Source organism: Streptococcus sp. 2021WUSS126 (assembly GCF_044427255.1).
In the GTDB taxonomy this organism is placed as follows: domain Bacteria; phylum Bacillota; class Bacilli; order Lactobacillales; family Streptococcaceae; genus Streptococcus; species Streptococcus hashimotonensis.
In genome coordinates, this window is the sequence record NZ_JAOTGI010000003.1 from 1 (window position 1) to 19,876 (window position 19,876).

The following is a 19,876-nucleotide window of genomic DNA, read 5'->3' on the forward strand; positions in this document are numbered from 1 at the left end:
CGCACCTCACTCTATTATACCACAGTACGAGAAAGTACGCAAGAAATATATACAAAAATTTGACAAAAAAATAGCGCTATATCAACGATTAGAGCACTTTTGTGTCATTCAAACTGTCAAACTCCCGTGTAAAGAAAACAAATCTAGAGAAGTTCAACGTGCATTAAAATATTAATGGTTAAAATCATAAGCCATCATTAGACGGGGTCTTATGATTGTGCTACAATAGACATAATTATAAGAGAACGGAGTGATAATAATGAAACGTACTATTCTGTTATGCTTGCCGGCTATGTTTTTACTAGCAGCATGTCATCAAAAGACGGAACAGACCAATACTACAAAAAATTCGTCAACGGTTGTTTCGACTACTTCAAGTCAGTCTGTTTCAACATCTTCGGAGCAGTCAACAAGCAGCTCTACATCAGTGGAAACGAATCAAGAAGTAACAAACACAAAGACTCAGGTAAATTTTAACGGTTCCTATTATAGTGTACAAGGAAAATATGGCGAAGTGATTATCGCCAATAAAAAGCATCCGCTTGCAGCTGATTATGCACCAGGCGAAAATCCTGAAGCCTTAGCAGCTTTTCAACGTTTAAAAGCAGATATGCAGGCGCTAGGATTTGGTATCTCCAACAACTACAGTGGATTTCGTTCCTATGAAACTCAGGCAAGTCTCTATCAGTCCTATGTAAATCAAGAAGGACAAGCAGCGGCAGATAGGTATTCTGCAAGAGCTGGATATAGTGAACACCAGACAGGATTAGCCTTTGATTTATTGGATACAAGTGGTAATTTATTAGAAGAACCCAATGCTTCTCAGTGGTTGGCTACGAATGCACACCTATATGGCTTTATTGTCCGCTATCTTCCAGGAAAAGAATCTAGCACAGGCTATATGGCAGAATCCTGGCATGTGCGATATATTGGTCAAGAAGCGACAGATATTTACAATTCAGGCTTGACCTTGGAAGAATATTTTGGTGTACCAGGTGGAGACTACTAATTTTACATTTAGTCAGAAATAAGTCGAAAAATTTGTCCGTATAACTAACTCGTGATATAATAAACCATCATAATTTTGGAGGTCCATCATGCTTAAAGCAATGGAAGTATACTTGGTTACTAATGGTAATGGTTTGGAAGCCATCGAGTTTTATAAAAATGCTCTTGGGGCAACAGTTGAGCAAGTAAATCTATTTAAAGATTTCTTACCAGACTGCCCTGCTGAACTAGAAAATTACGTGATGAATGCACAGTTTCGTTTGAATGGTCAACGGTTTATGTTGTCAGACAACAACCCAGAAATGCCTTATACAGTAGGTTACAATATTACAGTTGCGCTTATCACAGATGATGCTGAGACAGCGCAGGAACTATACAGCAAGTTATCCGTAGATGCAACTGCTATCAATATGGAACTTCAAGCAGTTCCTTGGTCTCCTGCCTATGGTAATGTAACAGACAAGTTTGGTATCTCTTGGCAAATTAATGCTGAAGTAGAAGGCTACGGTCAGGAATATTACGCAGAAAACTAAAATAGATTGGACAATGTCCAATCTATTTTAGTTTTTGCCAATAAGCTTTGTAAATATACAGTTGAAGAGTAGCTGATAGGATAAGCAGTAAGGTCATCAAGGCTGAGCTTACATAAGCTGCACCAATAGTGCCAGCTAATATGATGCTGAAAACTAGAATAATGGCTCCGAGAAACATTGTTCCTATGATTGATCCAGCAATCAACCATTGACCCGCTCCGCGACCAAATAACTGGTTACTATTTTGCCAGTTGAGCATGAGGAGTCGTTGGTCACGCCAGTAATAAATCTGACCAGTTAGCAGGGCTGAAATGATGATGCCGACTGTAAAGAAGAATGCTAGAATGAATTTGACTTTCATGAAACCTAGAGCCAAAGCAAAGTAAAGTAGAGTCGGTAGTGCAAATTGCACGGCAGCCAATACCCAGAATTTTTGGATGATAAATTTTTTGAAACTTATAGGAAGTGTTCGAATGAAATGATAATTTTCCTTCTCCAATGACATGGCCACTCCGATGAAGGTTGTAGAACCAGCAAATAGACTGCCAAGCAAGAATCCAGCTAATAGAGCAATACCAAAGAAATCCCATTCAACTGAACTCAGACCACCATTCTCTGTGAAACGGCTAAAACTTGGAAAAAGCGCTACTCCCATAATGATTGGTTGTATCATGGTTTGGACCATGAGGTTGCTATCTTTAAGAGTAGATAGGTGGTGTTTCACTAAAGCCTGATTGAGATTGCTAGGAATCTTGGCAGATTTAGCATTATTGGTTCGTTTTGTCGAAGCATTTTCAATCGCCAAAACTTGATTAAAGTAGTTGGGAATGACAGTTTTAAACGCAAACACAATAAGTCCAATCATCAAAATGAGAGGAAGTCCAAAATGAAGGAGTGTTTCTAGTGAGATAGTATGGCTGACCAAGTAATGGAATCCAGCAAATATAGGTATGATAGGAAAATCAACAAAGCCACCAGATTCGAGTGAAACGGTCTGCTGAGATTGCAGGAACATGAGTGCAGCAAAAGCCAGCAAGGAAGAACCTGTCATCAGGATTGTAGAAATCAATGTTTTACGAGGGCTTTTTGTCAGAACTTCCCCAACAAAGTGCATGATAATCAGATTGACTAAATTAGCTAAAATCCAGAGAATCAAAAAAGAAGGAATGGAAGCTAAGGCGAGGAGCGGACCGCCAATTTGCCAGTAAGTGATTAGAAGTAAAGACAGACACGGCATGAGGAAGGGTAAGACCATCCCTTGTGCAGAGAGGATTTTAGCGAGGAAGACTTCTTGTGGCTTCAGGGGAAGTGCTAAATACAACTTTGTATCCTTACTATCGTAGAAAACGGAGAAGAAACCTGTAAAACCGTAGACAATGGCAATAATGGTAAAGAGCGCTAGTTGCAGAGAAAAGAAACCGATGGACTGACTATAATCTACTCCCATGAAAAAGACAGAATAGAGAAGTCCGAAACTCAAAACCATAAATACTTGTTGCAAGAGGACACTTTTATAGGCTGAAAAGGAGGCGTCTTTGCGCTTGCTTTGTTTCTTCTTGACGGAAGCTAGAAGTTGAGGATTGGAATAAAGAATATTAATCTTTACTAGTTCCCAAATGATGGATTTACTCATACTTCCTCACCTGCCTTCACTTGTTGGCGTCCAGCTAATTCCAAATAGATGGTCTCCAAATCTTTATCTGGATACTGTGATTTGAGTTCATCTAGACTTCCTACGAAAATGAGTTGCCCTTTTCGAAGAATAGCAATGCGGTCACAGAGTTGTTCAGCTACTGAAAGGACGTGTGTAGAAAATAGAACGGTGTGACCAGACTGAGCATGTTCTTTCATCATTTGCTTGAGGTCGAAAGAGGCCTGAGGATCCAGTCCAGTTAGGGGTTCATCCAAAATCCAAATATCAGGGTTAGGGATCAATGCACCAATAATAATGGTTTTCTGACGCATACCGTGTGAAAAACTATCAATAGGCTCATGCTGGCGCGCGGTCATATCAAATAGACTAGATAGTTTAGCGATACGGTCATCAACTGTATCCTTTTCTACACCATAGACCTTGCCCATAAAGTGCCAGTATTCAAAAGCTGTTAAGTGTAGGAAAATATCTGGCGAATCTGGAACATAGGCTATCCGTTTCTTGACTTCATCGTGGTTCTCCTCTAGGTTTAAACCATCAACAGAGATAGTTCCATAACTGGCTTCGATTATCGAAGTCAATAGACTGATTGTCGTTGTTTTTCCTGCCCCATTGTGACCGATTAAACCGAAAATCTCGCCGCTTTCAATTGTCAAATTTAGGTCATCAAGTGCGATTGTTTCGCCGTATGTTTTTGTGATATGGTCAAATTGTATCATAGTAACCTCCTTGTTATTCGTGAACTAAAAGTAGGAGCTTGCTAGGTATTCCAAGCCGTACTCCAATGTTCTTCGAATAATATATACAATTAATTACATTTATTATACTGCTGAATTAGTACAAAAGCAATAGTTTCTATCAATATTTTTGTAGTATAGATGCGGATATATTCCAAGAAGTCGAGTATCGTCATTTAGTTTTTCTTTTATTACTTCGGCGTACGAGGAAACTTCGTTTCCCTATTTCCAACTTCAAACACTCCACAGGAGTATTTGAACTCGCCTTGCCTAACTTCAGTTATGCCTGCGGCTTTTGAAGCGAACTTGGTTCGCGCTATTTCCAGCCTTCAAAGGTTCCCCAAACCTTTGAAGCGAGTACTAAAAGTAAACTAAAAGACTATATACAATGGAGTGGAATAAGCTCGATTATCCGAAAATTTGCTATAATAGACCTATGAACGATTTGATCAAGCATAAGTTGGAATTGCTGCCGGACAGTCCGGGTTGCTACCTCCATAAAAACAAGTACGGAAAAATTATCTATGTGGGCAAGGCCAAAAACCTGCGCAATCGGGTGCGGTCTTATTTTCGTGGTGCCCATGATACCAAGACAGAGGCATTAGTATCTGAAATTGCCGACTTTGAATTTATCGTGACGGATTCCAATATCGAGGCCCTCTTACTGGAAATCAATCTGATTCAGGAAAACAAGCCTCGCTATAACATTATGCTCAAGGATGACAAGTCCTATCCTTTTATTAAGATTACCAAGGAACGCCACCCACGGCTGATGATTACACGGCAGATAAAAAAGGATGGCGGTCAGTATTTCGGTCCCTATCCAGATGTGGGGGCGGCCAACCAGACTCTCAAGCTATTGGAGCGTCTGTATCCTTTCCGCAAATGTAAATTGCCTGAGAACAAGTATTGTCTTTATTATCATTTGGGGCAATGTTTGGCCCATGGAGAAAACCTGCCCAGCCTGTCTGACTATGATAAGATGGCTAAGGAAGTGGCCCAGTTCTTGACAGGACATGATGATAAGATTGTCAAGGAAGTGCAAGAAAAGATGAAGGTAGCTGCTGGCAATCTGGAGTTTGAAAAGGCTGCGGAATATCGCGATGTCCTGCAATCCATTTCCACCCTGCGGACCAAGCAACGTGTGATGGCTCATGACTTGCAGAATCGGGATGTCTTTGGCTACTATGTGGACAAGGGCTGGATGTGTGTGCAGGTTTTCTTTGTTCGGCAGGGGAAATTGATTGAGCGGAATGTCAATCTTTTTCCATACTATAATGATGCGGACGAAGATTTTTTGACCTACATCGGTCAGTTTTACAGGGACCAGCAACATTTGATTCCGTCGGAGGTCTTGATACCGCAGGATATTGACCAAGAAGCCGTAGAAGCTCTGGTAGATACCAAGGTGCTTAAGCCCCAGCGTGGCGAGAAGAAGCAGCTCATCAATCTGGCGACCAAGAATGCGCGTGTTAGTCTGGAGCAGAAGTTTAATCTCTTGGAGAAAAATCTGGAGAAGACCTACGGTGCTGTGGAGAATATCGGTCAGCTTTTGGGGATTCCGACGCCTGTGCGGATTGAGGCTTTCGATAACTCCAACATCATGGGGACCAGTCCTGTGTCGGCTATGGTGGTCTTTGAAAATGGGGTGCCTAATAAAAAGGAATACCGCAAATACAAGATTAAGACGGTGGAGGGACCAGACGATTATGCTTCCATGCGAGAAGTGTTGCAACGGCGGTATAGTCGGGTGCTTCGTGACGGTTTGACACCGCCTGATTTGATTATCATCGATGGTGGTCAGGGGCAGGTCAATGTTGCCAAGCAGGTTATCGAGCAGGAGTTGGGGCTGTCCATTCCCATTGCAGGTTTGCAGAAGAATGACAAGCACCAGACCCACGAATTGCTCTTTGGCAATCCGCTGGAAGTAGTTGAGTTGCCTCGTAATTCACAGGAATTTTTCCTCCTGCATCGGATTCAGGATGAGGTTCACCGCTTTGCTATTGAGTTTCATCGTCAAGTACGCTCAAAAAATTCCTTCTCATCCAAATTGGATGGCATAGAAGGCTTGGGACCAAAACGCAAACAGGCTCTAATGAAGCATTTCAAGTCTATTGGCAATATCCAGTCAGCAAGTTTGCAGGAAATCGCAGAAGCAGGAGTGCCGTATAAGGTGGCGGAGTTGGTCAAGGAAAGCCTTTCTTCAAAGGATGAGATTTGAAAACATTCCCATAATGTGTTAGAATAAACTATCAATGACTAAATAAGGAGAAAGCAATGGCTTTTGGTGAAGAAAAACACAAAAAAACAACATTTGAGAAAGTGACTTTAATAATCGTTGTCGTGATGGTTGTCGCGACATTGGCTGGCTTGATTTTACCAGCTATTAATGCATTGATGAATTAAGAACCTGTATTGACAGTTCGGCACTTTTATCTAAGGTTGGTTTTTAAGCTGTTCATCGTTAGTTTTTTCAAAATACAGTCAGTATTCTCTCAAAGAACGACCTTGATTAGCTAAAAACCTTCGCTTATATATAAGCACTTCGCTTGTGAATAGAGGTCTAAAACGCTTTTAAGCGTTTTTTTCTAGGAAAGAATAGGTAAATTATGAGTATGTTTTTAGATACCGCCAAGATTAAGGTCAAGGCAGGTAAGGGAGGCGATGGGATGGTTGCCTTCCGTCGTGAAAAGTATGTACCAAACGGCGGTCCTTGGGGCGGTGATGGTGGTCATGGTGGAAATGTTGTCTTCGTTGTAGATGAAGGCTTGCGGACCTTGATGGACTTCCGTTACAACCGTCGCTTTAAGGCTGATGATGGTGAAAAAGGGATGACCAAAGGTATGCACGGTCGAGGAGCGGAAGATTTAATTGTTCGTGTACCGCAGGGAACAACTGTGCGTGACGCTGATACAGGTAAAATCATTACGGACTTGGTTGAGAATGGGCAGGAATTTGTTATTGCTCACGGTGGTCGTGGTGGTCGAGGCAACATTCGTTTTGCGACCCCTAAGAATCCTGCGCCAGAGATTTCTGAAAATGGTGAACCAGGTGAGGAGCGCAACCTTGAATTGGAATTAAAAGTACTAGCTGACGTTGGTCTTGTTGGTTTTCCGTCAGTTGGTAAGTCAACGCTTCTTAGCGTGATTACAGCTGCTAAACCAAAGATTGGGGCCTATCACTTTACAACCATTGTTCCTAACTTGGGAATGGTGCGGACCAAGTCTGGCGAGTCATTTGCAGTGGCTGATTTGCCTGGTTTGATTGAAGGTGCTAGTCAAGGCGTGGGACTTGGAACTCAATTCCTCCGTCACATCGAGCGGACACGTGTTATCTTGCATGTTTTGGACATGTCAGCAAGTGAAGGTCGTGATCCTTATGAGGACTATGTAGCCATCAACAATGAATTGGAAACTTACAATCTTCGTTTGATGGAGCGTCCTCAGATTATCGTTGCCAACAAGATGGACATGCCAGAGGCAGAAGAACATCTGGAAGAGTTCAAGAAAAAATTGGCAGCCAACTATGATGAGTTTGAAGAATTGCCACAGATTTTCCCAATTTCTGGTATTGCTCACCAAGGTCTGGAAAATCTACTAGAAGCCACAGCCGAGTTGCTTGAGAAAACGCCAGAATTTTTGCTCTACGACGAATCAGATTTCCAAGAAGAAGAGGCTTACTATGGCTTTAATCCAGATGAACCAGAATTTGCAATCAGTCGTGCAGACGATGCAAGTTGGATTCTATCTGGTGACAAGCTGGAAAAACTCTTCACCATGACCAACTTTGATCGTGACGAATCTGTCATGAAATTTGCTCGCCAGTTACGTGGTATGGGTGTTGATGAAGCCCTCCGTGCGCGTGGTGCCAAAGACGGCGACATCGTCCGTATTGGCAAGTTCGAATTTGAGTTTGTGGATTAAAACTGTCTGGGGGACAGTTTTAACCCGAGCCTAAAAATTCGAAAGCGAGGTAGTTTGGGGAACTGTATCAGCTGGTCGCCTTGAAATACAAAAGCGACCATGTCTGGGGGACTTTTTCAGCCCGAGCCTGAAAACTCGCAAGCGAGGTAAGCAGTTTGACTGGGAGTGGGAAAGAACTCGACTAGTTAAAAAAGAGTTCGTCTTCCCACCCCCGCACAGTTGATTAGATCAGATTTGGAGTGTAAAACACGAACAAATCTGCCAATCAACCACTGCGCTGAGATGTTGACACTAACTCTGAGTAGTAGCCGCTGGGCTTTTTGCCCAGCCTCTAGTCAAACTACGCCAAGTCCTAGGAGACCTTGGCTAGCTACCTTACTAACTTCACCCAAATGGTAGTATCGACCATTTGGGCTCCATGTCGTAACGTTGGAATCACATTTAAGTCCTAAAGGATTTGACCTGTCCGGTAAGTTAGTCTAGTACGAACTTAGAAATTCGAGAGCAGACTATAGCTTTACAAATTTCATTCAGTTGGTGACAGTCGTTTGTGAGCAATCTAAAAAAAATAGTTGGAGGTCTGTATGGGTGATAAGCCAATATCCTTCAAGGATAAAGATGGGAATTTTGTTTCAGCAGCCGATGTTTGGAATGCTGAAAAATTAGAAGAACTCTTTAACAGGCTCAATCCCAATCGCAAATTCCGTTTGGAACGTGAGCGTTTGGCAAGAGAGCAAGAAAAGGAATAAAGTCAAAATCTGCTTGTTGTATCAGAAAACAGGCAGATTTTTTTAAAAATTTATTGACTATTTATTATTGGCTATATGTATAAGAATACAAGATATGGCGCGAATATTTTTGCGGTGTCGGTAATTTTATAGAAATTCTCAAAAGTGAAATTTCTTAAAAAATATGAAAAAACTATGAATATACTGGTTTCTTCTCGAATTGAAGCGAATTCATAATGTTTTTTGAGGAATTTTATAATATTACTTGGCATTTAAAGTTATTTGTAGTATAATACCTCAGATGATTGCAGGAGTTTTCAAGGCTTTGATACAAAGAGTAGAAAATTTGTGTAATTAAATTAATATTTATATGGGGGATTTTTTATGCGTAAAGCAAATAAAAAATCATTTGACTGGTACGGCACGAAACAACAATTTTCGATTCGTAAGTATCATTTTGGTGCAGCAAGTGTTTTGCTTGGTGTGTCGTTAGTTTTAGGTGCCGGTACACAGGTTGTTAAAGCTGAAGAAGCTGGTGCTTCGTCAGAACCAACTATTGCCAGTAGTGTAGCGCCTGCTTCAACAGAAGCGGTTGCAGAAGAAGTTGGAAAAACAAATGCTGAAGCTACGCCAGCACCGGCTGAAAATACGAGTGCGGTAGCTACGACTTCGACAGAAGTTGAAAAAGCGAAAGCTGTTCTTGAACAGGTAACATCAGAATCACCACTGTTGGTTGATCTTGGTCAAAAAGAGTTGGCTAAAACTGAAGATGCAACCCTTGCGGGAGCTGTAGCGGATGTTCAAGCAAAACTTGCAGCAGCTAAGGCAATTTGGGCGGACCCAGCAGCAACTGTTGAGCAAGTTGAAGCGCAAGTCGCAGCGGTTAAAGCAGCCAATGAGGCGTTGGGGAATGCATTGCAAAAATACACTGTAGATGGTCTCTTGACAGCGGCTCTTGATACAGCAGCTCTTGATACAACTGCATCAACATTGAAAGTTGGCGATGGCGAAGGTACCCTTCTAGATAGAACGACAACAGCAACACCTTCAATGTCTGATCCAAATGGTGCAGAAATTGCTCCTCATACGCTTCGAGATAAAATTGAGGCTACAAAAGAATCTGGTTGGTATACTTTTGAGTCATTTGATTTAAATGCTTATAATCAAAACCAAGAAGGATCGATTATTGGAGGGGCTGTTGTTAATGCTTATATCCGTTATTCTTTGGACTCGGATCCATCAACCTCAACTGTATTAGCAGAGTTGGTTAGTACGAAGGACGGAGAAGTATTAGAGAGTTACAAACTTGAAGCTGGTAGTACTGCCACTTTTAGCTATCCTAAAACAGTCAACGAGAAGAATAGTAAAATTATCTTAACCTATGATGCTTCAATAGCTACAACAAGTACTCCAGGGGCATTGAAATTTTTTGATGATGCAGATCGACTTTATTCCACAATCATAGTACCTGCATATCAAGTCAATACAACTCGTTATGTTACTGAAGATGGAACAGTTTTGGCGACTTACAGTTTACAAACCATTGCAGGTCAAAAGGTTACTTCATCTAAAGTCCGTACTTTTACTGGTTATGACTATGTAAAAACAGAACAACGAGCTGTTCAAGGTGCCTATCCAAAAGGTACGGTCATGCTTGCAGGTGCCGTTAGAGAAGGGACTGTACAATATAAGGCTATTCGCGAGGTTGTAGCAGACAACCAATCTGTTATCAAAATCTATCTTTTGGATCCAACTTATACGGGTACTGTGGACTGGACTGGAACGGATACTACTGGCTTTATTCCGTTGCTTGAAACCTCCCCAACTGTCTACACTGCTGATTCGAAGGTATACGATTATAATACCAACACAACTATTCTATCTCCTTATACAGTTGAGGATGGTTTTATGGTATTCAAGGAAAGTGCTACAAATGACCAAGGTAGTAAGTATCGTGTAGTTGCCCAATGGTCTGGGGATGATACAACTGGTGGTAAATATGGTCGAATTTATATCGGTACCCAAGTTTGGACGACTGCAAATACAGGTAGCACAGAATTTAAATGGATTGGTACGGCTAAAGGTGAAACTCACGTTGATAAGGGGTATAAACCATTTGGTATCCAACAATATCTCCGAAACGCTGCAGTGGCTACAGCTGTAGAGACAACTCATGTCTATAAAGTGAGTCCTAAATACGGTGATGTCATTGTTGAGTACTACGATACTGACGGAAAACAAATTGTAAATTCAGTTGTGGATACTCCTAAGTCAGAACTTGGTACCCAGTATAATACAGATGCTGACCATAGACCGGATAGATTGGTTGCTGCTGACGGGACAGTCTACTTCTACAAAGAAGTTAAATCTGATTCAGCTAAGACAACCGGTGCGGTGGTTGAAGGTACAACAACTGTTAAGTATGTTTACGAAAAAGCTGGTAACGTTAATGTTAACTTTGTTGATGTCAATGGTAAAGTAATCAAAGCTCCTGTTTCAGATGAAAAAGATGCGAAACCTGGTTATAATTATGATACCGACTTGGATCAGAAATTAGCTTCCATCACTTTTGAAGGCAAGGTGTACAAACTTGTTCCTGCTGGTGATTATCCGGTTGGTAAAGTTGGCAAGGGAAATAACTTGATTGCAGTTGGCAATAATACTGCGAAAGGTATTGACCCAACAACAGGTAAGATTGAAGCTGGTGTTAATAAAGAAGTTACCTATGTCTATAAAGCAGTGACAGGTTCTGTAGTTGTAAACTACAAAGATACAGAAGGTAATGTGATCAAAGATCCAGAAACGGATGTGTCTGATGCACCGGTTGGAGATGCTTATACTACAACTGACAAGAAACCAAACGAAATCGTCACAAAAGATGGGTCACGCTATGTCCTTGTTCCATCTAAGACAGATGGTGAGGAAAATGGTAAAGTTATCGAAGGAACAATCACAGTAACTTATGTTTACCAGAAAGTTGCAAACTGGATTCCAGAGATTCCAAATGTACCAGAGTCAGAGCGTCCAAAAGTACCTTACCCATTTGACCCAACAGAGCCAGATGAGCCAATCGATCCAACGATACCAGGAACAAATGGTGAGATTCCAAATATTCCTTACGTTCCAGGATACACACCGGTTGATCCTAAGGACAACACACCGTTGGAACCAGTTGATCCAAACGATCCAGGTAAGGGATATGTACCACCAACACCAGAAAATCCAGGTGTTGATACACCAATTCCTTATGTTCCAGTTAAGAAAGTCGTGACTAACCACGTTGATGAAGAAGGTAACCCTATTGCACCGCAAGAAGAGGGAACAAAACCAAACAAATCAATCCCAGGTTACGAGTTCACAGGTAAAACTGTTACTGACGAAGATGGCAACACAACTCACATCTACAAGAAAACACCTGCTAAGAAAGTTGTGACTAACCACGTTGATGAAGAGGGTAACCCTGTTGCGCCACAAGAAGAGGGAACAAAACCAAACAAATCAATCCCAGGTTATGAGTTCACAGGTAAAACTGTTACTGACGAAGATGGTAATACAACTCACATCTATAAGAAAACACCTGCTAAGAAAGTTGTAACCAACCACGTTGATGAAGAGGGTAACCCTGTTGCGCCACAAGAAGAGGGAACAAAACCAAACAAATCAATCCCAGGTTACGAGTTCACAGGTAAAACTGTTACTGACGAAGATGGCAATACAACTCATATCTACAAGAAAACTCCTGCTAAGAAAGTCGTGACTAACCACGTTGATGAAGAAGGTAACCCTATTGCGCCAAAAGAGGATGGGTCAACACCAAAACGTCAAATTTCAGGTTACGAGTATGTGCGTACTGTAGTTGATGAAGAAGGTAATACGACACATATTTATCGCAAACTTTCTAATAAACCAACAACACCTGAGAAGGAAACTCCTGCAAAACCTCAAGCAGGTAAAACCGCTTCAGGTAAAGCTCAATTGCCAAATACTGGTGAGGCTTCATCTGTGGCAGGTGCGCTTGGTACAGCAATGCTTGTCGCAACACTTGCGTTTGCAAGAAAACGTCGTCGTAACGAAGATTAGTCAAAATTCTTTATACAGACTTTATTCCCCCATATAGAAAGTATAAGAATTGTACGTAACAGGCAGGATTGCCTTTCCGAAAAAATGAGGCTGGGCAAAAAGTCCAGAGCTACATCTTAGAGTTCGCTCCATTTCCAACCTCCAACAGTCACTACTCTGACTGTTGGAGCTGTGTGGGGGTGGGAGACGAGCTCTTTTTTTGTTCGGTCGAGTTCTTTCTCACTCCCATTTTTTTGTCTTATTTTGATATACTAGATATAGTATATTCAACGAAAGCATGAGAATTTGATATGAAATTAGTCTATACAGATATTCGCAATCCTCTGACGCAGTATTTAACGGACACCGCAGCAGAATTTGCTAAGGAAGCTAAGCGAGTTTTTTACATTGCTCCAAACTCTCTATCCTTTGAGATGGAGCGCAAGGTCTTGGAATACCTGCCTGAACAGGCAACTTTTGATATTATCGTGACCCGTTTTGGGCAATTGGTACGCTATTTGATGATTGATAAGAAAGAAACAGGTCAACCACTGGATGATGTTGGTCTGGCCATGATTTTCTTTCGTGTTCTATCGCAATTTGAAGATGGCGACTTGAAAGTCTATGGTCGTTTACAGACAGATTTTGGGTTCATTAACCAGCTAGTTGCTTTATACAAAGAATTGCAACGGGCAAATATGTCTATTTTGGACTTGGAAGCCATGGAGTCACCAGATAAGCAGGCTGATTTGGTAAAGATTTTTCTGGCTGTAACAGACATTTTGTCCAAAGAAGGCTTTGAGCATCAGTCTAAGTTAGCACAGCTGACTAGCTTGGTAGAAACTGGTCAGTTGGATGAGCAGTTGAAGAACATTGTGCTGGTGGTAGACGGATTTTCTCGTTTTTCGGCAGAAGAAGAAGCTTTAGTAAGTGCTTTAAATGAACGGGTGTCGGAAATCCTGATTGGTGTATATGCCAGCAAGAAAGCTGTGCAAGCGACCTATGCGGAAGGGAACGTTTATCAAGCTAACGTTGACTTTTTACGTCAGTTATCAGCGCAGTTCCAGACTAAGACTACTTATATTGGTCAAGAGCCAGTCTTGGACAGTATTGGTAAATTTTCAAAGAATATGGAAGCCTATTATGACTACAGCGGGACCATGATAGACTTGACTCCAGCTGACCAAGAAAAAATCCAACTATGGGAAGTCGTTAACCAAAAAGAAGAGGTGGAGCAGGTTGCGACTGCGATTCGTCAGCATGTGCATCAAGGGGCTCGCTATAAAGACATCTTGTTGCTCTTGGGTGATGTGGATAGCTACAAGTTGCAGATTGGCAAGATTTTTGACAAGTATGAGATTCCTTACTATTTCGGCAAGGCAGAGGAGATGAGTCATCATCCCCTGGTCCATTTTGTGGAGTCCTTGGAACGCTTGCGTCGCTATCGTTTCCGTGCGGAAGACCTGCTCAATCTCCTCAAATCTGGTTTGTACGCCAGCATTTCCCAAAAGGAGCTGGACCTATTTGAGTCTTACATCCTCTTTGCGGATATGAAGGGGCAGGCTGCTTTTTCGAGGGCTTTTTCGGTCAATGGCAGAGCGGACTACGATGTTGAGACTGTCAAGGAGATGCGACTTGTCTATGATTTGAATGTCTTGGAACCCCTACGTGCTAAGATTATGGAGCCTTTGAACCAGCTGTTTAAGGCTGGACCACAATCTGGAACTGCCTTGCTTGAGAAATTTATGGCATTTTTGGAGGCAATTGAGCTTCCTAAAAATATGGAAAATATGTCTCGAAATTTGAGTGAAGTAGAGCAAGAAAAAGAAGAACAGGTCTGGAAAAGTTTTACCCATATTCTAGAGAATTTTCATCAGATTTTCGGAAAAGAAAAATTGAAGATGGATGACTTTCTGGCTATTTTACAGGCTGGTATGCAGGCCAGTCACTATCGTACCGTTCCTGCAACGGTTGATGTGGTCAATGTCAAATCCTATGATTTGATCGAGCCACACACTGCAAAGTATGTTTATGCTATCGGGATGGGCCAGTCTAATTTTCCAAAAGTTGCTAAGAATACCAGTCTATTGACAGAAGAAGAGATGGAAAAAGTCAATCTTGTCTCGGCTAGTTCTTCACGTTTTGATTTGGTCAGCCGAGAGAATATCAAGAAGAACCATGCTGCTATGATGTCTCTGCTTAATTCTGCGACGGAACAGTTAGTTATTTCTACTCCTCAGATTTATAATGAAGGTGAAGATAGTCTCTCACCTTATATTAAAATTCTCCAAAAAATGGGGCTGAAATCCGAAGAACGTGGTCGGATTAAAACACTTAGTCCGCAAGACATCGGTCACTACAAGAGTCTCTTATCCCGTTTGATTGAGTCGGAAAGGCCATCTCTTGATAATGAAGAATGGGAAGGGCAGACGGCCTTCTGGACAGTATTGGTTCGCCATTTGAAGAAGAAATTGGAGTCGCAAGGCATTGAAATTCCGACCATTACTGGCGAAATTACTTCTAAACAGCTTGCGGCTGATACCTTGGCTGCTTTATATCCAGAGGATAAGCCGCTCAATCTTTCTGCATCCAGCTTGACCAATTTCTACAATAACCAATATCTTTACTTTGTCCGCAATGTTCTTCGCTTGCGGGAACAGGAATCCATCCATCCGACGGCCTTTCAGCATGGTTTGTTCTTGCATCGGATTTTTGAACGAGTGGTCATGGACCAATCTGAGCTAGATTTTGATCAAAAAGTGGACAAGGCCATCCTGCATACGCGTGACGAGGCAGAATTTGCTATGTTCTATAACCAGGATGCGGATGCTCGTTATACGGAGGAGGTGCTGGATAAGATTGCTCGTTCCAGTGCAACCATTTTGCGGGATAATGATTTGGTTGAAATTGATGGTCAGGAAAAGAGTTTCCGTCAGGATAAGGCGCTGGTTTTTGACCTTCAAAATGGCAAGAGTGTGCATGTAAATGGTACAATTGACCGCTTGGATACCTTGCAAATCAATCAGGCTGTCGGTGTTGTGGATTACAAGTCCAGCGACCAATCTTTTTCAGTTGGGGATTTTTACAATGGTCTAAAACCTCAGTTGGTGACCTACCTGGCAGCCTTACAAGAGCTGGATGAAACCAAGGATAAACCTGTTTTTGGGGCTATGTACTTGCATTTGCAGGATCCGATTATCAAGTTAAAAGACACGAAGAATTTAGAACAGCTAGAAGGAGCTGCCAATACGAGCTTGGTTTACAAGGGGCTTTTCTTGAAGGAGGAAAGTCTGGGGCTCAATCATTTTTATCAGACTCGTAACCAACTCTACACGGAAGATGAGTTTGCGGTTTTATTGAACCACAACCAAGAACTCTACAAACAAGCTGCCAAGGACATTCTAGATGGTCGCTTTGCTATTAACCCTTATACCAAAGATGGGCGTTCGGTGGCTGGTGAGCAGCTGAAGGCAATCACTGGTTTTGAGGCGGATCGGCACATGGGCATGGCACGGCGGTTGGTCAAAGAGGCTAAGCGTCAAGATTGGATGGAACGAATGAAAGGAGGTCAGGACTAATGGCTTTTGAAGAATTTTTAAGCGCGGAAGAAATCAAGGCTGTGCAGCTGGCGGAAGCCAATTCTGATAAGCAACAAAAACGCACACCTGAGCAGATTGAAGCCATCTACACGCACGGTCAGAATGTTCTGGTCTCTGCATCGGCTGGGTCAGGAAAGACCTTCGTTATGGTTCAACGGATTTTGGATAAGTTGAAGCGTGGTGTGGGAATCGATCAGCTCTTTATCTCGACCTTTACAGTCAAAGCGGCTGGTGAATTGAAGGAGCGGATTGAGAAAAATCTCAACGAAACCATTGCTGAGACGACCGATATGGAATTGCGTCGGCATTTGTCGGCTCAGTTGGCGGATTTGACCAAGGCGGATATTGGGACCATGGACTCCTTTACGCAGAAATTGGTCACAACCTACGGTTATAGCCTTGGTATTTCTCCGCAGTTTCGGATTTTACAGGATGAGACAGAAAAAGCGAGTCTGAAAAAAGAGGTCTTTGACCAGCTCTTTGCAGATTATCTTGAACAGGATGAAAATGGTGCATTCCGCAAACTGGTTCGCAATTTTTCAGGCAACCGTAAGGATAATAGTGGTTTCCGTCAGGTTGTTTATCAGGTGCATGATTTTAGCCAATCGACGAGCAGTCCAACTAAATGGCTGAAAGAGCAGGCTGTTCAAGCTGATTTGTACAGTCAGGAGCGTATAGAGCAGATCTTAGAGCAAGGTTTTAAGGAAAAAGTGTTAGACAAGCTCTATCAAGCTGCAGATTTCTTCCGCTACCATGTGGAATGTGGCAGAAATGACTTTGGTTCCGCCAAGTATTTTGCCAATGTGGAAGAAGTCTTGGATTTGCTGACAGGTTTAGATAGTCTGGACCAGAAGGACTTGATGGAACGGGTTGAAAAAGTCCTTCTCATCAATGACCAGTCCAGAGGAAAAGGCCTGACCAATGCCAATCGACCAAAAGATGAGCATTTGATAGCCTTTAAAGAAGAATACAATGCTGGCAAGAGCCAGATTATCTCAGGACTACGAGATTTGGGTCAGGAAGTTTATGAATTAACCCTGCTGAAAGATTATCAGGCTCAAGCTTTGCCACTGCTTGTATTATTACGTGACTTTGTCTTGGATTTTTCGCAGGCCTATCTGGATGTCAAAATCAAGGAAGCAGCTTTTGAATTTGGCGATATTGGGCATTTCGCTATTCGCATTTTAGAAGAAAATGCGGACATCCGCCAGTTTTTCCAAGAAAAATACCATGAAGTCATGGTGGACGAGTACCAGGATAACAACCATAGCCAAGAGCGAATGCTGGACCTGCTGTCTAACGGTCACAACCGCTTTATGGTGGGCGACATTAAGCAGTCCATCTATCGATTCCGTCAGGCAGATCCAATGATTTTCCAAGAGAAATTTGAACTGTACCAGGCAAATCCTCAGGCTGGGAAATTGATTTTGCTCAAGGAAAATTTCCGTAGTCAGATTGAGGTCTTGGATGCAACAAATGCTATTTTCACGCGCTTGATGGACCGTCAAGTAGGGGAAATCAAGTATGACGACACCCACAGTCTGGTGGCTGGTAGTCCTGGTCAAAAAATTGCCCAGCTCAAGCATGAAATGGAATACTTGATTTACGACCAGCAGGAGAGCGCACATTCTTCAACGGATGCTGAGGAGGAAACTCCTCTGACTGCTGGTGAAATTGAGGTCGTTGCAAAAGAGATTATTCGTCTTCACAATGAAGAAGGAGCAGACTTCAAGGACATCACTCTCTTAGTACAAAAACGGACGCACAATGACCTCATTATGTCCATTTTTGAAAAACATGGGATTCCTATTGTGGCAGATGGCGGAGCAGCCTCCTATCTGCAATCTTTAGAAGTCATGATCATGCTGGATACCTTGCGGGTTATCAATAATCCACTAAACGACTATGCCTTGGTTGCCCTTCTCAAATCGCCTATGTTTCGTTTTGATGAGGATGAGCTGACACGGATTTCCTTGCAGGCTGGGACAGGTTTCTTTTACCAGAAAATGGAATTAGCCCAACAAGTAAGTGGACAACATCCTGAACTTATGTCAGGAGAGTTGAAGAAGAAAATTACGGATTTCTTGTCTATTTTGGAAAACTGGCGTGCCTTTGCCAAACTGCACTCTATTTATGACTTGATCTGGAAGATTTTCAATGAAAAATTCTACTATGACTATGTCGGTGCTCTTCCAAATGGCAGCAAGCGTCAGGCCAATCTATATGCACTAGGTCTGCGTGCCAACCAGTTTGAAAAAACAAGCTACAAGGGCTTGTCTCGCTTCATCGCCATGATTGACCGTGCCTTAGCAAATGACAAGGATTTGGCAGATGTACAAGAGTTTCTACCGCAAAATGCTGTACAACTTATGACCATCCACAAGTCAAAAGGTCTGGAGTTCAAGTATGTCTTCCTCATGAACATCGATAAGCGATTCAACTTGGAAGACCATTACCAGTCAGTCATCATCAGCCGGAAAAATGGTCTGGGTATCCAATATTTAGCGGATATGAAAGATAAGGTAAAGAGCCCATTGCCTCAGGTGCGAGTCTTAATGAACACCCTGCCTTATCAAAATAATCTCCAAGAGCTAAAAATTGCCAATCTTTCAGAACAAATGCGGTTGCTTTATGTTGCACTAACGCGTGCAGAGAAGAAGCTGTATCTGGTTGGAAAGGGCAATGCTGACAAGTTAGCTGAAAAATACGATGGTAAAAAGGAAGATGGCGTACTTGCCCAATCAACTCGTGAAAGCATGGCGACTTTCCAAGACTGGATTCTAGCCATTGATGAGGCCTTCTCAGGAGAAGACTTGCACTTCAAGAAAGTCTTTGTAACGGACGAGGATTTGACAGAGGAGAAGATTGGAAAACTTACATTGAAGAATAAGCTAGAAGACGCCAGCCTTAAAGATATTCGTCAATCAGAAGATATTGCCCAGGCCTTGGACCAATTATCTTCTGTCCAAGAATTGAATGCCCGCTATAAGGCTGCCATCGAATTACCAAGTTTACGTACTCCAAGTCAAATCAAGAAACTCTATGAGCCTGTCTTGGAACAGGAAGGCATGGAAGTTATGGAAAAATACCAGCCAAAACGAACCTTCAACTTACCAGATTTCTCCAAGAAGCCAAAAATTACTGGAGCCCAAGTCGGTTCAACAGTCCATGAACTCATGCAACGCTTAGATCTGTCTTGGTTGGTGACAGAAGATACGGTAAGAGAAGCCCTAGAAGCTGTTCATGCTGAGCAAGCGGTTAAAGACAAAATCAATATTCAGATGATTTTAGATTTCTTTGATACAGACTTAGGAAGAGAAATTCTAGCCAATACGGACAAACTCCACCGAGAAGCTCCATTTGCAAGTTTACAGACTGATTCTGTATCGCAGGAACAATTTGTCCTTCGTGGGATTATCGATGGCTACCTACTATATGATGATCATATTGTCCTCTTTGATTACAAGACAGACAAATATGACCAACCAAGCCAACTCAGCCAACGTTACCAAGCTCAAATGCAACTCTATGCCGAGGCATTGAAAAAAGCCTACAAGATAAATCGTGTAGACTGTCATTTGATTTTGCTTGGTGGGGAGAGGATTGAAGTGGTTGAAGTCAACATAAATTAAAAG

Annotated in this window: 11 protein-coding genes; 9 read left to right on the forward strand and 2 right to left on the reverse strand. The window is 42.2% G+C overall.

From position 1 onward, the window contains the following. Positions 1 to 259: 259 nt before the first annotated feature. Both ldcB and ODU39_RS02190 read left to right on the forward strand, forming a co-directional pair. On the forward strand, positions 260 to 1,009 hold the full coding sequence (ldcB, locus tag ODU39_RS02185; protein WP_398579745.1) for an LD-carboxypeptidase LdcB/DacB: 750 nt from the start codon (positions 260 to 262) through the stop codon (positions 1,007 to 1,009). Between the two features lie 88 nt (positions 1,010 to 1,097). Further along, the gene (locus ODU39_RS02190; RefSeq protein ID WP_398579746.1) at positions 1,098 to 1,541 is read left to right on the forward strand and encodes a VOC family protein; all 444 of its coding nucleotides are present in this window, start codon (positions 1,098 to 1,100) and stop codon (positions 1,539 to 1,541) included. A 22-nt stretch (positions 1,542 to 1,563) separates the two neighbouring features. Here ODU39_RS02190 and ODU39_RS02195 read toward each other — a convergent pair whose 3' ends face one another. Together ODU39_RS02195 and ODU39_RS02200 are read right to left on the reverse strand one after the other, a co-directional pair. Further along, on the reverse strand, positions 1,564 to 3,174 hold the full coding sequence (locus ODU39_RS02195) for a permease (protein WP_398579747.1): 1,611 nt from the start codon (positions 3,172 to 3,174) through the stop codon (positions 1,564 to 1,566). Further along, positions 3,171 to 3,914 carry an ABC transporter ATP-binding protein gene (locus ODU39_RS02200; protein ID WP_105148507.1) on the reverse strand — a complete coding sequence of 248 codons (744 nt, stop codon included), beginning with the start codon at positions 3,912 to 3,914 and terminating at the stop codon, positions 3,171 to 3,173. The genes ODU39_RS02195 and ODU39_RS02200 overlap by 4 nt, the downstream gene beginning before the upstream one ends. A gap of 454 nt (positions 3,915 to 4,368) precedes the next feature. Between ODU39_RS02200 and uvrC the strand changes: the two genes are divergently transcribed. From uvrC to addA, 7 genes are all read left to right on the forward strand, one after another. Next, a complete protein-coding gene (gene uvrC / locus ODU39_RS02205; RefSeq protein ID WP_398579748.1) occupies positions 4,369 to 6,153 on the forward strand; it encodes an excinuclease ABC subunit UvrC in 1,785 nt (594 codons plus the stop codon). Between the two features lie 56 nt (positions 6,154 to 6,209). Then, a complete protein-coding gene (locus ODU39_RS02210) occupies positions 6,210 to 6,338 on the forward strand; it encodes a DUF4044 domain-containing protein (RefSeq protein ID WP_024412289.1) in 129 nt (42 codons plus the stop codon). A gap of 203 nt (positions 6,339 to 6,541) precedes the next feature. Then, a complete protein-coding gene (gene obgE / locus ODU39_RS02215; RefSeq protein WP_105179441.1) occupies positions 6,542 to 7,855 on the forward strand; it encodes a GTPase ObgE in 1,314 nt (437 codons plus the stop codon). Between the two features lie 584 nt (positions 7,856 to 8,439). Beyond that, positions 8,440 to 8,604, forward strand: a complete 165-nt coding sequence (locus ODU39_RS02220) for a hypothetical protein (protein WP_024393955.1) — start codon at positions 8,440 to 8,442, stop codon at positions 8,602 to 8,604. 363 nt (positions 8,605 to 8,967) lie between these two features. Continuing rightward, entirely contained in the window at positions 8,968 to 12,663 is a 3,696-nt protein-coding gene (locus ODU39_RS02225; RefSeq protein WP_398579749.1) for a MucBP domain-containing protein, read from the forward strand. A 290-nt stretch (positions 12,664 to 12,953) separates the two neighbouring features. Beyond that, positions 12,954 to 16,220, forward strand: a complete 3,267-nt coding sequence (rexB, locus tag ODU39_RS02230) for an ATP-dependent nuclease subunit B (protein ID WP_398579750.1) — start codon at positions 12,954 to 12,956, stop codon at positions 16,218 to 16,220. Further along, on the forward strand, positions 16,220 to 19,873 hold the full coding sequence (gene addA, locus ODU39_RS02235; RefSeq protein WP_398579751.1) for a helicase-exonuclease AddAB subunit AddA: 3,654 nt from the start codon (positions 16,220 to 16,222) through the stop codon (positions 19,871 to 19,873). The genes rexB and addA overlap by 1 nt, the downstream gene beginning before the upstream one ends. The last annotated feature ends 3 nt before the right edge of the window (positions 19,874 to 19,876 follow it).

Excerpts from the sequence above, each read along its gene's own strand:
- obgE (WP_105179441.1), top strand. The coding sequence starts at position 6,542 with ATGAGTATGTTTTTAGATACCGCCAAGATTAAGGTCAAGGCAGGTAAG.
- ODU39_RS02210 (WP_024412289.1), top strand. The coding sequence starts at position 6,210 with ATGGCTTTTGGTGAAGAAAAACACAAAAAAACAACATTTGAGAAAGTG.
- ODU39_RS02190 (WP_398579746.1), top strand. The coding sequence starts at position 1,098 with ATGCTTAAAGCAATGGAAGTATACTTGGTTACTAATGGTAATGGTTTG.
- ldcB (WP_398579745.1), top strand. The coding sequence starts at position 260 with ATGAAACGTACTATTCTGTTATGCTTGCCGGCTATGTTTTTACTAGCA.
- uvrC (WP_398579748.1), top strand. The coding sequence starts at position 4,369 with ATGAACGATTTGATCAAGCATAAGTTGGAATTGCTGCCGGACAGTCCG.
- ODU39_RS02195 (WP_398579747.1), bottom strand. The coding sequence starts at position 3,174 with ATGAGTAAATCCATCATTTGGGAACTAGTAAAGATTAATATTCTTTAT.
- rexB (WP_398579750.1), top strand. The coding sequence starts at position 12,954 with ATGAAATTAGTCTATACAGATATTCGCAATCCTCTGACGCAGTATTTA.
- ODU39_RS02225 (WP_398579749.1), top strand. The coding sequence starts at position 8,968 with ATGCGTAAAGCAAATAAAAAATCATTTGACTGGTACGGCACGAAACAA.
- ODU39_RS02200 (WP_105148507.1), bottom strand. The coding sequence starts at position 3,914 with ATGATACAATTTGACCATATCACAAAAACATACGGCGAAACAATCGCA.
- ODU39_RS02220 (WP_024393955.1), top strand. The coding sequence starts at position 8,440 with ATGGGTGATAAGCCAATATCCTTCAAGGATAAAGATGGGAATTTTGTT.
- addA (WP_398579751.1), top strand. The coding sequence starts at position 16,220 with ATGGCTTTTGAAGAATTTTTAAGCGCGGAAGAAATCAAGGCTGTGCAG.